We start from the raw sequence: 18,649 nt of genomic DNA, 5'->3' as shown, positions 1-18,649 counted from the left end.
TCTGCACGCCCGCTCGGGCGCTGTCGTTGGGCGCGGGGCCGGGTGATGCTCACAGGGCGATCAGCCGGATCGGGCTGCCTTCGGTCACGTTCAGGGCGGCGCACATCTCGGCGCTCAACTTCACAGGTTGCCCGGCCTGGTAATCCAGATCGGCGACGATGGCGCGATAGTCCTTCAGCGAATCGTTGCTCACCAGATAGCTGCCACGGGCATCGATCGGCGCACCCGGTTTCGCCGTGCCGGTCTGGCTCTGGGCGATGGAGCGGATGGCGGGAGTGCGCGCATACAACGTCGGACCGCCGTCGAACAGGTCGATGTAGCTGTTGGTTTCGAAGCCTTCGCGCTCGAGGATATCGAAGGCCTCCTGGCCATCGGGGTGGATGCGGCCGATGCAGTCCTGCGCCGCCTTGGGCAGCATCGGCACGTAGATCGGGTATTGCGGCATCAGTTCAGCGAGGAAGGTTCGGCTTTCCAGGCCGCAAAGTCGCTCGGCCTCGGCGTAGGGCAGGTCGAAAAAGTGCTTGCCCACCGCATCCCAGAACGGCGAGTGCCCTTCATCGCTGCTGAAGCCGACGATCTCGGTGATGACGGCTTCGGAAAAGCGCCGCGAGTGGGCGGCGATGAACAATAGCCGCGCCCGGGACAGCAGTTCAGAGAACCGTGTTCGCACCAGCGCTGCGTCAATATGAAAACCCCGCAGCAAGGTATGGCCGCTGAGGTCGTGGCACAACGACAACGCGGGCACGCCGTGCTCGATGTTCAGCTCCCGCGAGGCGCTGGTGAAGTGCCGGTTGCGCAGGCTGTAGAACGGCTCGCTGAAACCGGCGGTGGCAAGGATCTCCGAGCAGCCCACCAAACGCTCTCGAGTCAGATCTTCCAGCACGAAGAAGTAGTTCTCCGGGCCATGACCCTCAACGTCTTTTTCGAATGAGGCGCAGGAGTCGAGAATCTTTTCGCGCAGGCATTCGGTGTCGTCCGGCAAAGACGTGACGCCTACCAGACTGTCGCGCGCCAGTTGCTGCAACTGGGGCAGGTCGGTTAACTCGACTGGGCGTAAGACCAGCATGGATGCACTCCTGTATCAAAGGGTTCGGTGGTTGGCACCGAACCTGACTATCACTGTCGGTTTCCACGCGTTAAATCGGCTGTCGCCTGATTTTTTGTCAGACGCAGCTCTTTTTCTTGTCAGCCATTGCTTGGGTCGGGCAGTACCGCACGGGTGCCCAGTTTGTTGAGTACAAACAGGTAGACCAGGCCCAGGGCAATCCAGATCAGGCCGAGCTTCTGTGCATCGACGCCCATGTTGTACATGATGGCCGCGACGATGATGAAGCCGATCACCGGGCAGATCAGGTGACGGATCACCTGGCCGGATTTCTGCCGACGCCAGTAGTAGTTGATGACCGTCAGGTGCAGCAACATGAAACCGCTCAGTGCGCCGAAGTTCACCAGTGAGGTGAGGGTGTCCACCGAGTTGATGAACAGGTAGCAGATCACCAGCGACAGCACGGCCACCAGGTAGATGCTCACGTACGGCGTGTTGTGTTTGGGGTGAACCTTGGCCAGTACCTTTGGCAGCTTGCCGTCTCGGGCCATGCCGAACAGCAGACGAGACACTGCCGCTTGGGAGGTGATTGCCACCGCAACGCCCCAGGCCAGCGCCGTCGCCACGGCGGTCAGGGTGGCTAGCCAGCTGCCGGCCGCGAGTTCAGCGATTTCATAAAAAGCCGTGTCAGCCGATTTGAAACCCATGCCGGCCGCCAGATCCGTCGCAATCCAGGTCTGCACGACGAAGATCACGCCCATGACCACCAGCGTGATCAGCGCGGCCTTGCCGACGCTGCGGCCCGGGTCACCCTTGATCTCTTCGGCGAGGGTGGAAATCGCATCGAAACCGAGGAACGACAGCACCGCAATCGACACCGCTTGCATCAGCAGGGCGAAGTTGAACGTCTCGGGGTTGTACAACGGCGCCAATGTCAGCTGACCGTTACCGCCGCCACTGTGCAGCGCGTTCCAGGCGTAAAACAGGAAGATCCCCAGCACCACCAGTTGCGCCAGCAGAAAGATGATGTTCATCCGCGCGGTGAAGGTGATGCCCCGCAAATTGACGAAGGTCGCGCTGACCAGGAAGGCCAGGATGAAACCGACCTTCGGAATGTCCGGGTACAAATGATTTAGGGCCATCGCTGCGTACACATACAGCAGCGGCGGAATCAGCAGGTAATCGAGGAGCATCAGCCAACCGGCGATAAACCCTACGTGCTGATTCAGGCCCCGTTGCGCGTAGGAATAAACCGAACCGGCAATCGGAAAGGCCCGAGCCATGCTGCCGTAACTCAGGGCCGTGAAGAGCATCGCCACCATGCCGATGATGTAGGCCAGCGGTACCAGCCCCGGGGCCTCGGCGTTGACGTAGCCATAAACACCAAACGGTGCGATGGGGATCATGAAGATCATCCCGTACACCACCAGGTCGGTCAGCGACAGGCTGCGTTTCAACTCTTGCTTGTAGCCGAATTCTTCTATTTCCATGAAGCCTTTCTCCTTGGGATGTTAAGCAGCTGCAAGCCGCGAGTTTAAAGCGATTCCTTTACAACAGCGGTGCCAGGTATTCGGTAAAACGACGGATGTCTTCAGGTGTGCGCAGCAGGTCGTTGCGCACCTCGATCAACACCGATGCCAGGCTGCGTGCATCGCCGTGGACCGGCACGGTCATGTCGCCCAGCGGGTTGATTTTGTACGGCTCATTACCGGCAACCTTCAATGGGTGCTGACTCAAGCCATCGATCAAGCGCTGGGCATATTCCTTGGCCTCTCTATACAACACGCCAACTTCAAGCACACGGGGCTGACCGTGATAGACCGGCGTGAAACTGTGAATGCCCACCACCCGCACCGGTCGTCCTTGAGCGACACGTTCGTCGATCAAGTCTGTCAGACGCGAGTGAAACGGCTCGAACAAAGATTGCCGACGGTACTCGCGGGTGGCCTCGTCCAGATCCCGGTTGCCCGGCACCTGATAAATCTCGCTCTTCGCCGGAATGCTGTCCGGGGCTTGGCGCGGTCGGTTGAGGTCGACCAACAGTCGCGAATAATTGGCCGCCAACAGGGTTGCGCCCAATGCTCGGGACAAGCCCTCGGCCAGCGCCAGGGCGCCGATGTCCCAGGCGATGTGCTCACGGGCCGCCTCGTGACTCAGGCCCAGGTCATTTAACCCGGCCGGAATAAAACGGCTGGCGTGTTCGCACACCAGAATCAACGGGTGATCGGAGTCTTCCCGACTCAGGGTGTACGCGGGCCCGGTGTAAAGACCGAGCTCAGCAGATTCAGTACAGGCGCGCATAGTGCTCACAGCGTTCGGCGGGCGACAGCTGTTCCGTCAGCGTCAGTTCCTCGGTTTTAAGGGCGAAGTAGGTGTCCAGCAACGCACTCGGCAGGGCTTCAATCAGGGCTTCGCTGTTGCGCAGGCAGTCCAGGGCCTGGGCAAGGGAAGCGGGCAGGGCGACGATGCCGCGCGCCTGGCGCTGCTCTTCGTTCAGGGAGTCGGGGACTTCATCGGTGATTGCGTTCAAGACCAGGCGTTGTTCGATGCCCAGCCGGCCGGCAATCAGCAGCGCGGCCATGGCCAGATGCGGTGAGGACGTGGCGTCCATGGCGCGAAATTCCAGGTTGTATTGCGACGCCACCGATTTGCCGCCCAGGCTTGTCGTCGGACAGATGCGCAGCGCCGCTTCGCGGTTGCGTTGCCCGAGGCAAGCGTAGGACGCGCTCCAGTGAAGGGGCTGCAAACGCTCGTAGGACACTGGCGTCGGCGCGGTAAACGCGCAGAGCGCCGGCAGGTGATGCAGGATGCCGGCGGCCCAGTGCTGGCCGAGGGTCGACAAGCCATTGGTGGTGCCGGCGTCGTACATCACCGGTTGGCCAGCCAGGTCCAGCAGGCTGACGTGCAGGTGCACACCGTTGCACACCGCGTGCTCCGAGGTTTTGGGCGCGAAGCTCAACCCCAGGCCCATTTGCCGGGCGATCTCGCGGGTGATTTCACGAACGTTCACCGCACGGTCGGCAGCGGCCACACCCAGGGTCGGGCGACAGGTGATTTCGTATTGATGCTTGCCGTACTCGGGCAGGAACATTTCCGGCTCGACGCCACCGGCACGCAGGGCGCTGAGCAGCCAACCGCCAAACTCGGCACCCTGACGCTGGGCTTGCAGAGAAAACGCCAGGTGTTCAACGTCACCGGTGTTCAAGTTGAATTCATGCTCGAACGCCGCATTGACCTGCAAGCCCAGCTCGGCGCGATAACGCTCTACCTCGTTGCGCAATACCGTACGCGGGCAGGCACCCCATGGGCGGCCATCGGTTTCGCGAATGTCGCTGTGAATAAAGTCCAGCGCCGGCGCGTTGGCATCCGGGCCGTTACTGACCGTCACTCGGCTGAGCAGATCGGGCATCAGCCGCAAATCTCCATAAGCACCCCACGGGTTGGCGTAGGCGATGATGTCTTGCGGGGTCAGCGCACTGTTGGCCGGCACCCAGCCACAACCTGTCCTTTGATAGTGCTCGAGTTCGTCCGTGGGAAAGGAACGCCCGCGTGTCACGCCGATCAGGTCAGTGGTGACGAGGGTGGTCATGGGCAGTGGCAACAGGCGCTCGCTCATGGTTGCATCTCCTGCAATCTGCCGAGCACAGTCTGGGTGTCGGTGATCCAGCAGTAACCCTTGATTGCATTCAGGCAGGCCTGATGCCGCGCGGCTGTGTAGGTTGCGCAGGCATCTTCCACCAGCGTCACCAGATAACCGCGGTCCGCGGCGTCACGCACGGCCATGTCCACGCACTGGTCGGTGACGATGCCGGCGATGATCAGGTGCCGCGTCCCGAGGTTGCGCAGCACGTAGTCGATGTTGGTGGAGTTGAAGACTCCGGACGAGGTCTTGGGCAGCACGATTTCGTTTTCTGCCGGGGTCAGGTCGTCGATGATCCGTGCTTGTGGGCTGCCCTTGGGCAAGTGCATGTCCGAGAGCTTGTGGTCCAGCGAGCGGTCGCGGCCATCGGCGGTGAGGCTTTCGATGATCGTGTGCAGCACGTTTTGCCTGGCGCTGCGAAAGGCGCTGAGCAACCGGCGTTGATTGGGCACCACCTGCATGTGGGTGCGGGTCAGGAAGTACTCGGCGTCCGGTCCGTTGAGGTGCGGGTCGAACTGCGGCTCAAGCCAGGCGCGTTGCATGTCCACCAGCAACAGCGCGGTGTGATCGGTGACGAATGGCAAATCCCGAGGCGAGTGGTGGGGGAGCGTGAACATCCTTATTTATCCTCCAGCAGGTGGGTGTCGAAGTCGGTCCGCAGGGCGTCGATGCCTTCCAGGCGATCGGCCAGACCCGGGCTGCGCAGGGACAGGCAGGCGATCAGCGCCTCGACCTGGGCCAGCGCCGGAACCAGGGAGTCGAAGGCCGACACCGATTCCACCGGCGCACTGATAATCAGGTCGGCCATTTCCCGCAACGGTGAAGCATAGATGTCGGTGAACAACACCACGCGTGCATATCGACTTTTCGCCGCATTGGCCACGCGCAGAGCCTGTGACTGGTAGCGGCGATAGTCGAACACCAGCACCACGTCCTGACGCTGCACGTCGAACAATCGATCGGGCAGTTGCGCGTTGTCTTCAAGCGCGAAACAGCCCGGACGCAGCAAGCGCAGGTGATTGAGTAAATAACTGGCGAGGAAACTGCTGAAGCGCCCCCCGAAGCAATGCACCTGATGGCGGGTGTCGAGCAGCCACTCCACCAGAATCCGCACATCTTCGGGTTGGGTCAGCGCATGGGTGTCCACCAGCGCTCGATGGCTGTGCGCCAGATATTGGCTCCAGGCGTCGCCTTTCTGAAGATGAGCACGAGGTTGCAACAGGGCTCTGGGGGAACGGAGGCGGTGATCCATGTCGCTGAGCAGGGCTTCCTGGAAATCGGCATAACCGCTGAAACCCAGTTTTTTGACCAGTCGCACGATGGTGGGATCGCTGACACCGGCATGTTCGGCCAAACGTGACATCGGGCCCAGTCCGTTACGCGGGTACTGGTCCAGCAAGGCACGGATGACTTTGCGTTCCGACGGCGTAAGTTCCAGGCCGGGATCGGTGATCAGGTCTCTAAGGGAAGGCATCCGGGCTCCTGCTGGATGGATGTGTCGGTTTCATTTCATAAATTGCTAAAACAGTATTTATGTAGCGGACTCAACATGTCTAGTGAATTTTTCGATGGTTTTTTAAAGCCCCAAAATAGGGCGAAAAGCCCGTGGGCCTTGGGCTACATGGAAGTCGACTGAGCTTATAGTCCATCGCCCATAGCGGTGTCGGATATAGCCGATTTTTTCAGGTGTATTAAGTTTTCGAGCCTGGATGGCCGGATCAAACGAAACGCCCTGGATCGCGCTTCTTGCGGCACAATTGGGCAATTGTTTGCGGCGTGTTGCCGTTTTCCATTCCATCGACAGAGTGATCCTTCGTGCAGGCGACCCGTTTGACCTTGATGTGCCACGCTCGAACCGTCGCGCAAAAATTGGCGTGTTTTCCTACGAATGAGCCAATAGAGATGGATTGGCAATCGGCAAAGGGATCGCGTCGTGCTCAGTTCAAGGGGACGCCGCGACTGGTGTGTGGACCTGAAGTGCGAACCCGACAAACCGCCGAGCTGTTCGGCAGCGACGTGGAGATTGTCGAGGCACTGAGGGATTGCGATTTCGGGAACTGGAAAGGCGTACGGATCGACGATCTGCAAAAAACCGCAGCCGAAACGCTGCAGATCTGGCTCGATGATCCGAATTCGGCGCCCCACGGCGGCGAGTCGGTGGTGCAACTCGGTGAGCGGGTGGCCGCTTGGCTGAAAACACTGGAGGCCACACCGGGACACATCGTTGCCATCACCCATCCGTTTATCATTCGCGCCGCGCTGACGCAGGTGTTGCAAGGCGCAGCGTTCAACCTGATCGACGTTGAACCGCTGTCGGCCATCGAGTTGCGGTTCAACGGCCGCTGGCGCTTACGCTTGCTGGGCACTGACCTTGAAGGAGCACATTGATGAAAAAACTTCTGGTCATCGGCATCGGTGCCGGCAATCCCGATTACATCACGATGCAAGCCGTGAAAGCGCTGAACCTCGTCGACGTGTTTTTCCTCATGGACAAGGGCCAGAGCAAAGACAAACTGATCGACCTGCGCCGTGAGATCTGCGAGCGCTACATCACCGATCGCGACTACCGCTTCGTCGAAGCCCACAGCCCGGAGCGCGAACGCGGTGATGTGGACTACAAGGCCAGCGTGGAGGACCTGAACCTGGCCAAGCAGCAGACCTTCGAACGGTTGATCAGCGAGGAAATGACTGACGACCAGTGCGCCGGTTTTCTGGTGTGGGGCGATCCGGCGTTGTACGACAGCACGATCCGGATCTTGCAGGCGATTCTGGCCTCGGGCCGGTGCGTCTTTGAGTTCGACGTGATCCCCGGCATCACCAGTGTCCAGGCGCTGGCGGCGCAGCATAAGGTGCCGCTGAACCGCATTGGCCGCTCGATTGAAATCACCACCGGCCGGCGCCTGGCGGCGGGGCAGGTGAGCGATGCCGACAGCCTGGTGGTGATGCTGGATGCGGAGGATTCCTACCATCAGGTGGCGGATCAGGAGACAGAGATTTACTGGGGGGCCTACCTGGGGACGCCGGATGAAATCCTGATCAGCGGCAAGCTCAAGGAGGTGGCTGATGAGATCGAACGAGTGCGCAAGGCGGCGCGGTTGGAGAATGGGTGGATTATGGATACGTATCTGCTGCGTAAGCCTTGAGATAAGCAGTGTCTGGGCTGACCTCATCGCGAGCAAGCTCGCTCCCACATAGACCGCGGCCGTCCAGACAACTCGGTCAACTGTGGGAGCGAGCTTGCTCGCGATGAGGCCCTAAAACACACCTCAAACTATTGCTTTAACCTCCCGTCCAAACCGCTCCCGATACACCGACGGCGGCACGCCGACCACACTGCGAAACGCCACCCGAAAACTCTCCACCGAGCGATAACCGCAGCGCTGGGCAATCTGGTCGGTGTTTTGGCTTGTGCTCTCAAGCAGCTCGCGGGCCCGGCCCAGGCGCTCATGCTGCAACCAGGCTTTGGGCGGCATGCCGGTGGCTTCAGTGAAGCGGCGCAGGAAAGTCCGTTCACTCATGGCCGCCTCACTCGCCAGCTCGCGAACCTCCAGCGGTTCATGCAAACGCTCGCGTGCCCACTGCATGACGCGGGACAAATCGCTACGAGGCGTAGGACTGACCGGTGTCGGAATGAACTGCGCCTGGCCGCCAGTGCGTTGCGGCGACATCACCAGCCGCCGCGCCACCGAGTTGGCCACCTGCGTACCGAAGTCCCGCGCCACCAAGTGCAGGCAGGCATCGATACCGGCAGCGCTGCCGGCCGAGGTGATCAGCTGACCTGAATCGACATAGAGCACGTCCGGGTCCACCAGAATGTTCGGAAAACGCTCGGCCAACTCAGCGGTGTAGCGCCAGTGCGTGGTGGCGCCGCGACCGTCGAGCAAACCGGTGGCCGCCAGCACGAACACGCCCGAGCAGATCGATAACAACCGCGCACCCCGCGCATGGGCCTGGCGCAGGGCCGCGATCAATGCCTCAGGCACCGGGGCGCTGCGATCACGCCAGCCGGGAATGATGATGGTCCGGGCGTCCTCGAGCAGCTCCATGCCGCCATCGGCCAGCACCTGAATACCGCCCATGGCGCGCATCGGGCCCTGATCAACGGCGGCGATCCGGTGCTCGTACCAAGGGAAGTCGAACTCCGGACGGGCCAGGCCGAAGATCTCCACGGCGATGCCGAATTCGAACGTACAAAGGCCGTCGTAGGCCAGAATCGCGACCAATCCAGGGGTAGGCTGCATTTGGCGGAAAGTTCCCGGTGAGTGTCTTGTGCGCCACTGTAGCCGCAAACGTCGGGCGGATAAAGTCTTCTCACACCCACCGAGACTTTGGAGTACAGCCCATGACCAGCCTGGTCCGCGAGATTCCCGCCGCCCCATCGGCCATCGCCCTGATGCATTTCAGCAACCGTCTGACCTTCGAAACCGACTGTTCCGACGTCCACGGCAGCCAAGAGGCCGGCGAAGTGGATTTTGTCCTGGTGGACGTGCGCGGTCCGCTCGCGTTCGAGCGTGGTCATGTGCCGGGAGCGATCAATATTCCGGGGCGACTGCTGACCGCTGAAAGTCTGGCGGCCTACCCGAAAACCAGCGTGTTCGTGGTGTATTGCGCCGGGCCCCACTGCAACGGCGCCAACAAGGCTGCGGTGAAACTGGCGGCGCTGGGTTACCCGGTCAAGGAAATGATCGGCGGGGTGACCGGGTGGCTGGATGAAGGGTTTGAGTTGAGTGCGAGGGTGCAACAGTCAGTGAGTGCCGTGATCGGTTGTGAGTGCTGATCGGGCCGAGACCTGCGCTGACCACCAAGCATCAAGCGTCGCCTGCAACCACTCGAACACGGTTGCATAGGCGGCGCTGTCCCGTTGACCCCGGGGCAGCGGTGACTCGTCGGCAAAGTGTTCATTGAGCATCGCTACCGATTCAGCATTCCACTCTGGATGAAACTGCAAACCCACCCGCGTCGGCCCGACGCGATACATCTGCTGAGCGCACTGATCACTGCTGGCCAGCAACTGCGCGTCTGGCGGCAGGTCGATGGCGTCTTCGTGCCATTCCAGCACGTTCAGATGCTGACCATCGACGAACGTCACGCGGGTCCAACCGGTTTCGGTTCGATCCATCCGCCGCACCTTCCCGCCCAGACTCAGCGCCAGCAACTGCGCCCCCAGGCAAATCGCAAACACCGGCGCGCCATGATCCAGACTGCCCGCCAACCACTGACGTTCAGCTTCCAGCCACGCGGGCCCAGCGTTGGACTCATAAGGCCCGCCCAACAGGATCACGGGTGCTGCACTCACTGGTGGCAACTGGCCGAGGTCGGCGCGAAAGACGTTCAGGGTCAAACCTCGGGACGCAGCCCAGGTGGCAATGGCGCCGGGACCTTCGGCGGGGTGGTGCTGGATCAGGTTCAACGTGGGCATAAGGGCTCTCTTGTAGTTTTTGCTTGTAGGTTTTGTCTGAAAAAAGGGCTTGTCCTACAGTCTTTGCACCGGCTTGGCGCACGCTTCAAGGGGCTCGAATCCGCCAGCCACTTTTCTATAAGTATTTGTCGCTTAAACACAATTTGCCCTCCTGTAGCCGCTCTAGACTGCCGCCCACTTCGGTGCTCTCCAATCGGAAGCAGCTACCGAAAGCTGCCAATAAAAGCCTCCGCACACAGGAGTTATAAATGAAGAAGCTAGTGATGTTCGGTGCCTTGGCACTGTCGATGTTGTCCCTGACGGCTGTGGCCGAAGACGCCAAGCCGATCCGCCTCGGTATCGAAGCCGGTTACCCGCCATTCTCGATGAAAACCCCTGACGGCAAACTCACCGGTTTCGACGTGGATATCGGCGACGCGCTGTGCGAGCAGATGAAAGTGAAGTGCACCTGGGTCGAGCAAGAGTTCGACGGCCTGATCCCGGCCCTGAAGGTCAAGAAAATCGACGCGATCCTGTCGTCCATGACCATCACCGACGATCGCAAAAAGAACGTCGACTTCACCATCAAGTACTACCACACCCCGGCGCGCTTCGTGATGAAGGAAGGCACCGACATCAAGGACCCGCTGACCGAACTCAAAGGCAAGAAAGTCGGTGTGTTGCGCGCCAGTACCCACGACCGTTTCGCTACTGAAGTGCTGGTGCCGGCCGGTATCAATCTGGTTCGTTACGGCTCGCAGCAGGAAGCCAACCTGGACATGGTCGCCGGTCGTCTCGACGCGATGCTGGCCGACTCGGTCAACCTGGACGACGGTTTCCTGAAAACCGACGCTGGTAAAGGCTTCGCTTTCGTAGGCCCGACCTACGAAGACGCCAAGTACTTCGGCGGCGGCGCCGGTATTGCTGTGCGCAAGGGCGATACCGCCCTGGCAGAGAAATTCAACACCGCCATCACCGAAATCCGCGCCAACGGCAAGTACAAGCAAGTGCAAGACAAGTACTTCGACTTTGACGTTTACGGCCATTAATCACGCCGTTCAAAAAAGTGGCAACTGTTGACGCGGTTGCCACTTTTTTTATGCCTTGATGATTTATTCTGCGCAGCACGCGAACACAGGAGCACCCCATGCAACGCATCGACCATTCACTGCCCTGGAGCCACCTGGGCACCGAACGCACCCTCAGCGTGTTTCGTTATGGCGCGGGCACTCGCAAGGTCTACATCCAGGCCAGCCTGCACGCTGATGAACTGCCGGGCATGCGCACGGCGTGGGAACTGAAAAAGCGTCTGACCGAACTCGAAACCCAAGGTCAGTTGCAGGGCGTGATCGAACTGGTCCCGGTGGCCAATCCCATTGGTCTCGATCAGCACCTGCAAGGCAGCCACATGGGCCGCTTCGAGCTGGGCAGCGGCAAGAACTTCAACCGCTCCTTCGTCGAACTCAGCGCACCGGTGGCCGAATTGATAGGTGATCGCTTGGGCAGTGATGCGGCTGCCAACATTGCGCTGATTCGCCAGACCATGGGCCAGGTTCTCGACGATTTGCCGGCACCGACCTCGCAGCTGGAAGCCATGCACCGCTTGCTGCTGCGCCACGCCTGTGAGGCCGACATCACCCTCGATCTGCATTGTGATTTTGACGCGGCGATTCATCTGTATGCCTTGCCGCAACACTGGCCGCAGTGGCAGTCCCTGGCGGCTCGTTTGAAGGCTGGGGTTGCGTTGCTCTGCGAAGACTCCGGCGGCAGCTCATTCGATGAGTCGTGTTCATCGCCGTGGTTGCGCCTGGCCAGGGCTTTCCCTGAGGCCGCGATCCCGCCGGCCAACCTGGCGACGACGCTGGAGCTGGGCAGCATGGGGGATACGCGAGTCGATCAGGCTCAGGCCAATTGCGAGGCGATTCTCGGGTTCCTCGCCGAGCAGGGTTTCATCAAAGGCACTTGGCCTGCGGCACCGAGCGAATGCTGTGAAGGCATGCCGTTCGAAGGCACCCAATACCTGTTCGCGCCGCATCATGGGGTCGTCAGTTTCCTGCGCGATTCGGGTGAATGGGTGGAGAAGGGTGATGCGCTGTTTGAAGTGGTCGACCCGCTGAATGATCGGGTCACGACAGTTTGCGCCGGGACCAGTGGCGTGTTGTTTGCCATCGATCGCGGGCGCTATACGCAGCCGGGCACGTGGCAGGCGAAGGTCGCGGGGCATGAGCTGATTCGGGTCGGGAAACTCATCAACGATTAACCGAGGGATCTTCGTAGCGTCTAAGGGCCTCATCGCGAGCAAGCTCGCTCCCACATTTGAAATGCATTCCCCTGTGGGAGCGAGCTTGCTCGCGATGGCGGCGTCAGCAACAGCCATAATCCCCCGGCAAGCTTCACAGTGTTAGGCTCTGCCCCGAATCCTGCGCTCTGTGAAGGAAGGTTTATGTTGAAGTTTCTCGCTCTGCTGACACTCCTGGCGTCCGCCGCCGTCCACGCTCAAACCCCGCTGCAAACCGATCTGCCGCTCAAGTACCTGGAGCAGGCCAACCCCGAATCGCGCAATCAGCCCCTGGTGATTTTTCTCCACGGTTTTGGCAGTAACGAGGAGGACCTGTTCGACATCAAGGATGAACTGCCCGCGCCCTACAACTACCTGTCGGTGCGGGCACCGAAGGTGATAGAGGAGGGCCGTTATCAGTGGTTCCGCCAGAAAGGTGATGGCGCCTACGACGGTGAGACGGATGATCTGAAATCCAGCGGCGCCGTATTGCTGGATTTTGTCGCACAGGCTGCGAAGAAGTATCACACCGAATCCAACAAGATATTCCTGGTGGGTTTCAGCCAGGGCGCGATGATGTCCTACGAAGTGGCCCTGCGTCATCCCGAGGCGGTGGGCGGGATCGCGGCGTTGAGCGGGCGGATTTTGCCGGTGCTCAAGTCCGGGCTGAAACCGGATGAACAGCGCCAGAAGCTGGCGATTTTCATTGGTCATGGCACCGCGGACACACTCCTTCCCTACAATGACGGCACAGACGCCGACAGCCTGTTGCAGAGCCTGTCACTCAAGCCTGAGTTTCATGCCTACCCTGGCGTCGGTCACAGCATCAGTGCTGTCGAAATGCAGGACCTGAGCGCCTGGTTGCAGCGTCTCAATCCTTGATGCTTACTTGCCGGAGACGATCTGTTTGACCAGCGTCTCGTGGCCAGCATTGTCGCTGAGGCGGGAAATCACCTGAACAATCGCCATGCGCGTGTTGGACGCGGCCATCACTGTGGTGTCGAGGGTTTTGCCGCCGCCCTGGGTGGCGGTGCTGTCGATCTGCCGCAGTCCCAGGCCGGTGCCTTTCTGAGTCAGGCTTTTTTCACTGAGTTTGGTGAAGTCCGGCAGCGCCGTTGCTTGTTCGGTGGCGAAGTCAGACGCCACGGAGTCGAGGAACTTACCGTCGTTGTCTTTGACGTTGAGGCCGCCGGGGATGGTGTTTTCAGCGGCGATCACTACGGTTTTAGTCGCCTGATTGGTGTACATGGTGCCCGTTGCCCCGGCGGTGCCGGTGGCCGCGTCGCCGGCAGGCAACGGGTTGGCAACGAAGCCTTTAGGCAGGGTGAACGTGAACTTGCCGCCGAGCATCGAGACTTTCTGTGCGGGCGCTGTATCGCTGGCAGTGGCCTTGGCGGCCTGCGCATTCAGCGCTCCCAGACTGGCAACCGCCGTCAACAACAGGACAACGGTTTTTTTACTCAACAATGACATTCAAAAACTCCAGGGGATGGTCGGTCTCGCGGTGGGGGGCGATCATCCCATGGAGGTTGCGGCGCATTCCAGCGCAGTCTAACGGACGGTCACGTTCCTTTGGCTACTTATGGACCCGCTCCAACCAACCGCGGCATCACCACCGTCTTCAATTCCTACGGCACCGGCCTGCGCTTATGGGGCAACCGCACCGCGGCCTGGCCCAGCGTCACCCACATGCGCAACTTCGAAAACGTGCGCCGCACTGATCTCCGATTCTTGCCGGTGCTCGCTGGTATTTGGTCGATTTCTGTCGGTCGCCACCGGCAGAAATCGGCCAATAGCAGACGTTGGATCAAATCCGATCTGACAAATTGTGGACAGTTGCCTGCCTTACTCAATCTGCCCTCTATTAAACCTGGTTTCGCGATGTGAAAAAGGCCGTCACTGCCGCGAGTACCAGCAAGATCGAGCTTGCGAGAAATGTCATGCGATAGCCGCTCCCGTCGAACAGCAGCCCGCCGAGGGTAGAGCCCAGCGCAATGGATAGCTGAATGACTGCCACCATCAGGCCGCCACCGGCTTCAGCATCCTTGGGCAACGCCTTGGCCAACCACGACCACCACCCCACAGGTGCCGCCGTCGCGATCAGGCCCCACAGCCCAAGCAGTACAAAAGCTGCCACGACTCCGCCGCCAAGGGCAATCAAGGAAAGTGCAATGGCGGCCATCAAGAGTGGAATGCAGACCAGGACGCGGTACATGCCGGTTTTCAGGAAAGTGCCGATCAGAATGGTCCCGACAAAACCCGCCACGCCGATGACCAGCAGGATCATCGACAACATGGATACATCTACACCAGTGACGGTTTCCAGGAACGGGCGCAGATAGGTGAACAGTACAAACTGCCCCATGAAGAAAATGCCCACACTCAACATGCCGAAACTGACCAATGGGCTCTTAAACAATCGGAAGACATTGCCAGCGCCCGCTTTGCGCGGCGCTGGCGTCATGGCTGGCAGGCTGATCCACTGCCAAATCAACGCGATGATCGCTACCGGAATAAGGCAGAAAAAAGCACCCCGCCAACCGATGACACTCCCCAGATAGCTTCCCAGTGGTGCGGCCACTACGGTTGCCAAAGCATTGCCGCCGTTGAAGATTGCCAGAGCCTTGGGCACGCTATGGGCAGGTACCAGGCGCATGGCCATTGCCGCCGACATCGACCAGAATCCGCCGATCACCACGCCGATCAGCGCACGACCAATCATGTACACCTGATAGTTCGGCGCCAGACCGACCACCAGCCCTGACACACACATAATCCCGGTCAGTAGAAGCAACAGCGTCTTGCGGTCCATTGAACCCGCTAGCCTGGAAATCGAAAGGCTTGTCAGCACCGCGAAGGCGCCGGAGATGGCGATCCCATACCCGGCCAGTCCTTCACTGATTTGCAGATCCGATGCAATCGGCGTGAGCAAACTGACAGGCATGAACTCCGAGGCGATCAGCGCGAATACGCACAGTGTCATCGCAAAGATGCCACTCCAGTAAGCCGGCAGTTCCCCAGTCCCCGGCGTGCCGAGGGCCTCACCTGCCGGGGTGTCGAATACTTGAGCCGTCATTCAAAAACCTCTCATCAAATAGTTGTTGGCTGAAGCACTGGCCTTTTAGCCAACCACCGTCAGGTGCCGGGTAAAAAAGGCGGTGAGCTTGGTCCAGGGAATCAAGTTCACGCGGTCGTACAGATCCACGTGACCCGCGCCGGGAACCCAGGCCAGTTCCTTAGGTTCGGCGGCGCGTTGGTAGGCGTCCTCGCTGAACTCTCTGGAGTGCGCCTGATCGCCAGATATGAACAGCAGCGGACGTGGGGAAATCGTTTCGATATCGTTGAATGGATAGAAATTCACGAACCTGACTTCACTGGTCAAGGCGCGATTTTGCGTCAGTTCCAACGTACTGCCATGAGGGATATGGATGCCGCGTGGCGTGCGATAGTAGTCCCAAAACTCGCGAGTTACCGGGTCGGTTTCCTTGCCAGGCTGCGCAGGCAGATAGTTCAGAAATTGCAATGTTTCGGTAGAGATCTCGTCATAGCGTTGCTCGGCGGCTTTGGCGAGCATGGCCTGGCGTTGCTCGACAGTCACTGAGTGCCTCAGACCATGACGGGTGACGGCGCCCATGTCGTACATGCTGACGGTGGCCACAGCTTTCAAACGCAGATCCATCTTGGCCGCACTGATGGCAAAGCCACCGCTGCCACAGATACCCAGTACGCCGATACGGTTGCGATCGATAAAGTCCCGCGTGCCAAGGTAGTCAACGGCGGCACTGAATGCGTCGGCATACATTTCGGGGGCAACCTGGTTACGAGGCAGGCCCTCACTCTCTCCCCAGAAAGGCAAGTCAATCGCCAGCGTGATGAAGCCTTGTTCCGCCAGCTTTTGTGCATAGAGCATAGAGCTTTGCTCTTTGACTGCTCCCATGGGATGACCGACGATAATTGCAGGCGCTTTAGCGTTTCTAGCCAGATTTTTGGGCGTTACAAGATTGCCCACAATTTGAAGATTGTATGAGTTCTTGAAGGCCACCTTTTGCACGGTGACCTTGTCGCTTTTGTAAAAATTGTCGGCGCCTTCCGGCGGGCTGACAGCGCTTTTCGAGTCAGCTGCTAAGGCAGAACCGCCTGCGACTGAAAGGACGCCCAGAGCCGCAATGCTGACGCCGGTGGCCTTTACGAATGCGCGCCGATCAAGCCCTGGAGAGTCCAAGGCTTCTGTAGTTTCAAGGAGGGTTACAGGTGTCTCGCTCATCATCAGTACTCCGTTCCAGATAGGTGACAGAGCTTGACGGATTAGAGATATCTTGATTAGTAGGCGTAATCTTCATGTAGTTTTGAGAAAAACTCAGCAATGGCCAATACCAAAGTCAACGATCTCCAAGCTTTTCTGGCGGTGGCGCGAGATCAAAGCTTTACGAAAGCCGCCGCCAAACTGGGCATTACTCCTTCTGCGCTGAGTCATACGATCCGGGCACTTGAACAAAGACTGGGGATACGACTGCTGGCCCGCACGACACGCAATGTGTCGCCCACAGAGGCGGGAGAAAGATTGATGCGCTCGATCGCTCCGCTTTTTGATCAGATCACTGCCGAGCTTGAAGCGCTGGGCGAGCTGCGGGACAAGCCCAGTGGCACGATTCGTATTTCCTGTACTGATGATCAGATTGAGTTGTGCATTCGGCCGATGCTTGCAAGCTTCCTGAAGAGCTACCCGGATATCACACTGGAGTTCTACGTCGACTATGGATTCACCAACGTGGTCGAGGAGCGATTTGATGCTGGCATTCGCATGGGCGAATCGATCAGCAAAGACATGATCGCCGTTCGCATAGGGCCAGATTGGCGGTTGGCTGTGGTGGGCTCTCCAGAATATTTCGAACGCAACCCGGCACCAACAACCCCCCATGAGTTGACCGGGCATGACTGCGTGAATATCCGACACAGACCATCAGGAGCGATCTACGCATGGGAATTTGAAAGGAATGGTCAGGCTTTTACCGTCAAGGCAGATGGACAACTTGTTTTCAACAGCATCATGCATGTACTCAATGCCGCCGTTGATGGCGTTGGCTTAGCCTACGTACCAGAGGAATTGGTAGCACCGTATCTGGCCGACGGCCGACTCAAAGAAGTCTTGGCCGACTGGTGCCCTGAGTTTCAGGGTTACCATTTGTATTTCCCCAACAGACGCCAGGCGTCTCCCGCCTTTTCTGCATTGGTGGAGGCGCTGAAATATAGAAGCTGAGCCTTCTACATTCGACGCGCGGCAACGTCTGCTATGCGTCGATAGCGCCCTTCGCGACAGGCAGAAAACGGCCATAAGCAGCCGCTGGACAGACTAGTGGCTAATAGGTAGCGTCGACCCTCTGCACTGAATCTTTCCCGTAGTTGAGTCGTCAGGCGTATTGGTTGGAGGAGTTGCAATGACAACAATCGATGTGAAATCCCGATTCGAAGCAAAGCTTCTCCGTCCGGCAAAGCCTGGTAATGATACGTCGTGGGCGTTTCTGGTACTGCCAGGAGACGCGAGTGAACAGCTTCCGAGGCGAGGAAGGACGACAGTTGAAGGCACAATCAATGCGCACCACTTCCAGGCAACCCTTGAGCCGGATGGTCAGCTGAGCCATTGGCTGCGGGTCAGCAGAGAGTTACTCGAAGCCGCAGGCGCGGCTGTTGGGGACATCGTTACGCTGGAGCTAGCCTCTGTGAAGAAGGAACCCGAGCCTGACATCCCGGCAGATTTTCAGGAGGCACTGGCAGCCACTCCTGAGGCTCGTAAAGTCTGGAACAATACGACGACCATCGCACGAGTAGACTGGATTCACTGGATTACTTCAGCCAAGCAACTCAAGACCCGCGCAAAACGAATCAGTGATGCCTGCGAAATGCTCGCATCCGGCAAGAAGCACGTTTGCTGTTTCGACCAGTCCGGTTACTACAGTAAGGCCTTCCGTGCGCCCGAGGCGGATAATTCTTAAATGGGGCATTAGATTCAAATCGTTCGGCTCGTTCACCGGGACCGACTAAGCTGGTCTTTTAGCTTGATTGTTATGAATGTCTGCAAAGGGTTGTGGATTTCGGTCAGTTACGACAGGCAGCAATCGGCTGTGGATTCAACCGGTCGGCGCAACACACCTAAATCCCGCTGTCTGCCGAAGACGTTCACGGCGCCGACGCCCTATTGCATCGGTCTCGCTGATCCCGTCTCGCACCACCCCGAATGCATGTAAGGTCAGGGTGCGCGGGCTGGCGACGTTGATTCCGTACGTTGCACTA

20 protein-coding genes are annotated in these 18,649 nt (G+C 59.3%); 9 read left to right on the top strand and 11 right to left on the bottom strand.

The window, feature by feature from the left end; genetic code table 11:
- Positions 1-49: 49 nt before the first annotated feature.
- From ACA056_RS17225 to ACA056_RS17200, 6 genes are all read right to left on the bottom strand, one after another.
- A complete protein-coding gene (locus tag ACA056_RS17225) occupies positions 50-1,066 on the bottom strand; it encodes an arginine N-succinyltransferase (RefSeq protein WP_497266387.1) in 1,017 nt (338 codons plus the stop codon).
- Positions 1,067-1,185: 119 nt separating this feature from the next.
- Positions 1,186-2,535, bottom strand: a complete 1,350-nt coding sequence (locus ACA056_RS17220; protein WP_008153807.1) for an APC family permease — start codon at positions 2,533-2,535, stop codon at positions 1,186-1,188.
- A gap of 58 nt (positions 2,536-2,593) precedes the next feature.
- Complete coding sequence (locus ACA056_RS17215) at positions 2,594-3,346, bottom strand: N-formylglutamate amidohydrolase (protein WP_497266385.1); 753 nt, start codon at positions 3,344-3,346, stop codon at positions 2,594-2,596.
- Positions 3,330-4,661 (bottom strand): type I glutamate--ammonia ligase, encoded by a 1,332-nt coding sequence (locus tag ACA056_RS17210; RefSeq protein WP_497266383.1) that lies wholly within the window; start codon positions 4,659-4,661, stop codon positions 3,330-3,332. The genes ACA056_RS17215 and ACA056_RS17210 overlap by 17 nt, the downstream gene beginning before the upstream one ends.
- On the bottom strand, positions 4,658-5,302 hold the full coding sequence (locus ACA056_RS17205; protein WP_497266381.1) for a cysteine hydrolase family protein: 645 nt from the start codon (positions 5,300-5,302) through the stop codon (positions 4,658-4,660). Before ACA056_RS17205 ends, ACA056_RS17210 begins: the two co-directional genes overlap by 4 nt.
- Before the next feature lie 2 nt (positions 5,303-5,304).
- The gene (locus ACA056_RS17200) at positions 5,305-6,159 is read right to left on the bottom strand and encodes a MurR/RpiR family transcriptional regulator (protein ID WP_497266379.1); all 855 of its coding nucleotides are present in this window, start codon (positions 6,157-6,159) and stop codon (positions 5,305-5,307) included.
- A 341-nt stretch (positions 6,160-6,500) separates the two neighbouring features.
- On the opposite strand from ACA056_RS17200, the gene ACA056_RS17195 reads away from it, so the two are divergent.
- Both ACA056_RS17195 and cobF read left to right on the top strand, forming a co-directional pair.
- Entirely contained in the window at positions 6,501-7,073 is a 573-nt protein-coding gene (locus ACA056_RS17195) for a histidine phosphatase family protein (protein ID WP_497266377.1), read from the top strand.
- Positions 7,073-7,828, top strand: coding sequence for a precorrin-6A synthase (deacetylating) (gene cobF / locus ACA056_RS17190; protein WP_462001639.1), 756 nt, complete (start codon positions 7,073-7,075; stop codon positions 7,826-7,828). Before ACA056_RS17195 ends, cobF begins: the two co-directional genes overlap by 1 nt.
- 123 nt (positions 7,829-7,951) lie before the next feature.
- Here cobF and ftrA read toward each other — a convergent pair whose 3' ends face one another.
- Positions 7,952-8,926 carry a transcriptional regulator FtrA gene (gene ftrA, locus ACA056_RS17185; RefSeq protein ID WP_497266375.1) on the bottom strand — a complete coding sequence of 325 codons (975 nt, stop codon included), beginning with the start codon at positions 8,924-8,926 and terminating at the stop codon, positions 7,952-7,954.
- A 101-nt stretch (positions 8,927-9,027) separates the two neighbouring features.
- Here ftrA and ACA056_RS17180 point away from each other — a divergent pair, with 101 nt between their 5' ends.
- The gene (locus ACA056_RS17180) at positions 9,028-9,462 is read left to right on the top strand and encodes a rhodanese-like domain-containing protein (protein WP_497266373.1); all 435 of its coding nucleotides are present in this window, start codon (positions 9,028-9,030) and stop codon (positions 9,460-9,462) included.
- Here ACA056_RS17180 and ACA056_RS17175 read toward each other — a convergent pair.
- On the bottom strand, positions 9,430-10,104 hold the full coding sequence (locus ACA056_RS17175) for a type 1 glutamine amidotransferase (RefSeq protein WP_497266371.1): 675 nt from the start codon (positions 10,102-10,104) through the stop codon (positions 9,430-9,432). The genes ACA056_RS17180 and ACA056_RS17175 overlap by 33 nt on opposite strands.
- 248 nt (positions 10,105-10,352) lie before the next feature.
- On the opposite strand from ACA056_RS17175, the gene ACA056_RS17170 reads away from it, so the two are divergent.
- From ACA056_RS17170 to ACA056_RS17160, 3 genes are all read left to right on the top strand, one after another.
- Complete coding sequence (locus ACA056_RS17170; RefSeq protein ID WP_497266369.1) at positions 10,353-11,132, top strand: ABC transporter substrate-binding protein; 780 nt, start codon at positions 10,353-10,355, stop codon at positions 11,130-11,132.
- 98 nt (positions 11,133-11,230) lie between these two features.
- Positions 11,231-12,343 carry a succinylglutamate desuccinylase/aspartoacylase family protein gene (locus ACA056_RS17165; RefSeq protein WP_497266367.1) on the top strand — a complete coding sequence of 371 codons (1,113 nt, stop codon included), beginning with the start codon at positions 11,231-11,233 and terminating at the stop codon, positions 12,341-12,343.
- Positions 12,344-12,526: 183 nt separating this feature from the next.
- Complete coding sequence (locus ACA056_RS17160; protein WP_497266365.1) at positions 12,527-13,243, top strand: alpha/beta hydrolase; 717 nt, start codon at positions 12,527-12,529, stop codon at positions 13,241-13,243.
- A 3-nt stretch (positions 13,244-13,246) separates the two neighbouring features.
- Here ACA056_RS17160 and ACA056_RS17155 read toward each other — a convergent pair whose 3' ends face one another.
- A complete protein-coding gene (locus ACA056_RS17155; protein ID WP_497266363.1) occupies positions 13,247-13,834 on the bottom strand; it encodes a DcrB/PsbP domain-containing protein in 588 nt (195 codons plus the stop codon).
- Positions 13,835-13,933: 99 nt separating this feature from the next.
- Between ACA056_RS17155 and ACA056_RS17150 the strand changes: the two genes are divergently transcribed.
- A complete protein-coding gene (locus ACA056_RS17150; protein ID WP_497266361.1) occupies positions 13,934-14,248 on the top strand; it encodes a hypothetical protein in 315 nt (104 codons plus the stop codon).
- Here ACA056_RS17150 and ACA056_RS17145 read toward each other — a convergent pair.
- Together ACA056_RS17145 and ACA056_RS17140 are read right to left on the bottom strand one after the other, a co-directional pair.
- Positions 14,226-15,437: an MFS transporter gene (locus tag ACA056_RS17145; protein WP_497266359.1), complete on the bottom strand. Its 1,212-nt coding sequence runs from the start codon at positions 15,435-15,437 to the stop codon at positions 14,226-14,228. The genes ACA056_RS17150 and ACA056_RS17145 overlap by 23 nt on opposite strands.
- Before the next feature lie 45 nt (positions 15,438-15,482).
- A complete protein-coding gene (locus ACA056_RS17140) occupies positions 15,483-16,628 on the bottom strand; it encodes an alpha/beta hydrolase (protein WP_497266357.1) in 1,146 nt (381 codons plus the stop codon).
- A 96-nt stretch (positions 16,629-16,724) separates the two neighbouring features.
- Here ACA056_RS17140 and ACA056_RS17135 point away from each other — a divergent pair, with 96 nt between their 5' ends.
- Both ACA056_RS17135 and ACA056_RS17130 read left to right on the top strand, forming a co-directional pair.
- Positions 16,725-17,618: a LysR family transcriptional regulator gene (locus ACA056_RS17135; protein ID WP_497266355.1), complete on the top strand. Its 894-nt coding sequence runs from the start codon at positions 16,725-16,727 to the stop codon at positions 17,616-17,618.
- A 178-nt stretch (positions 17,619-17,796) separates the two neighbouring features.
- Positions 17,797-18,351, top strand: a complete 555-nt coding sequence (locus ACA056_RS17130) for a YdeI/OmpD-associated family protein (protein ID WP_497266353.1) — start codon at positions 17,797-17,799, stop codon at positions 18,349-18,351.
- The last annotated feature ends 298 nt before the right edge of the window (positions 18,352-18,649 follow it).

It is taken from the genome of Pseudomonas sp. LBUM1666 (assembly GCF_059695775.1).
Note: the sequence above shows the minus strand (reverse complement) of the source record. Positions and strands in the feature narration are given on the sequence as shown.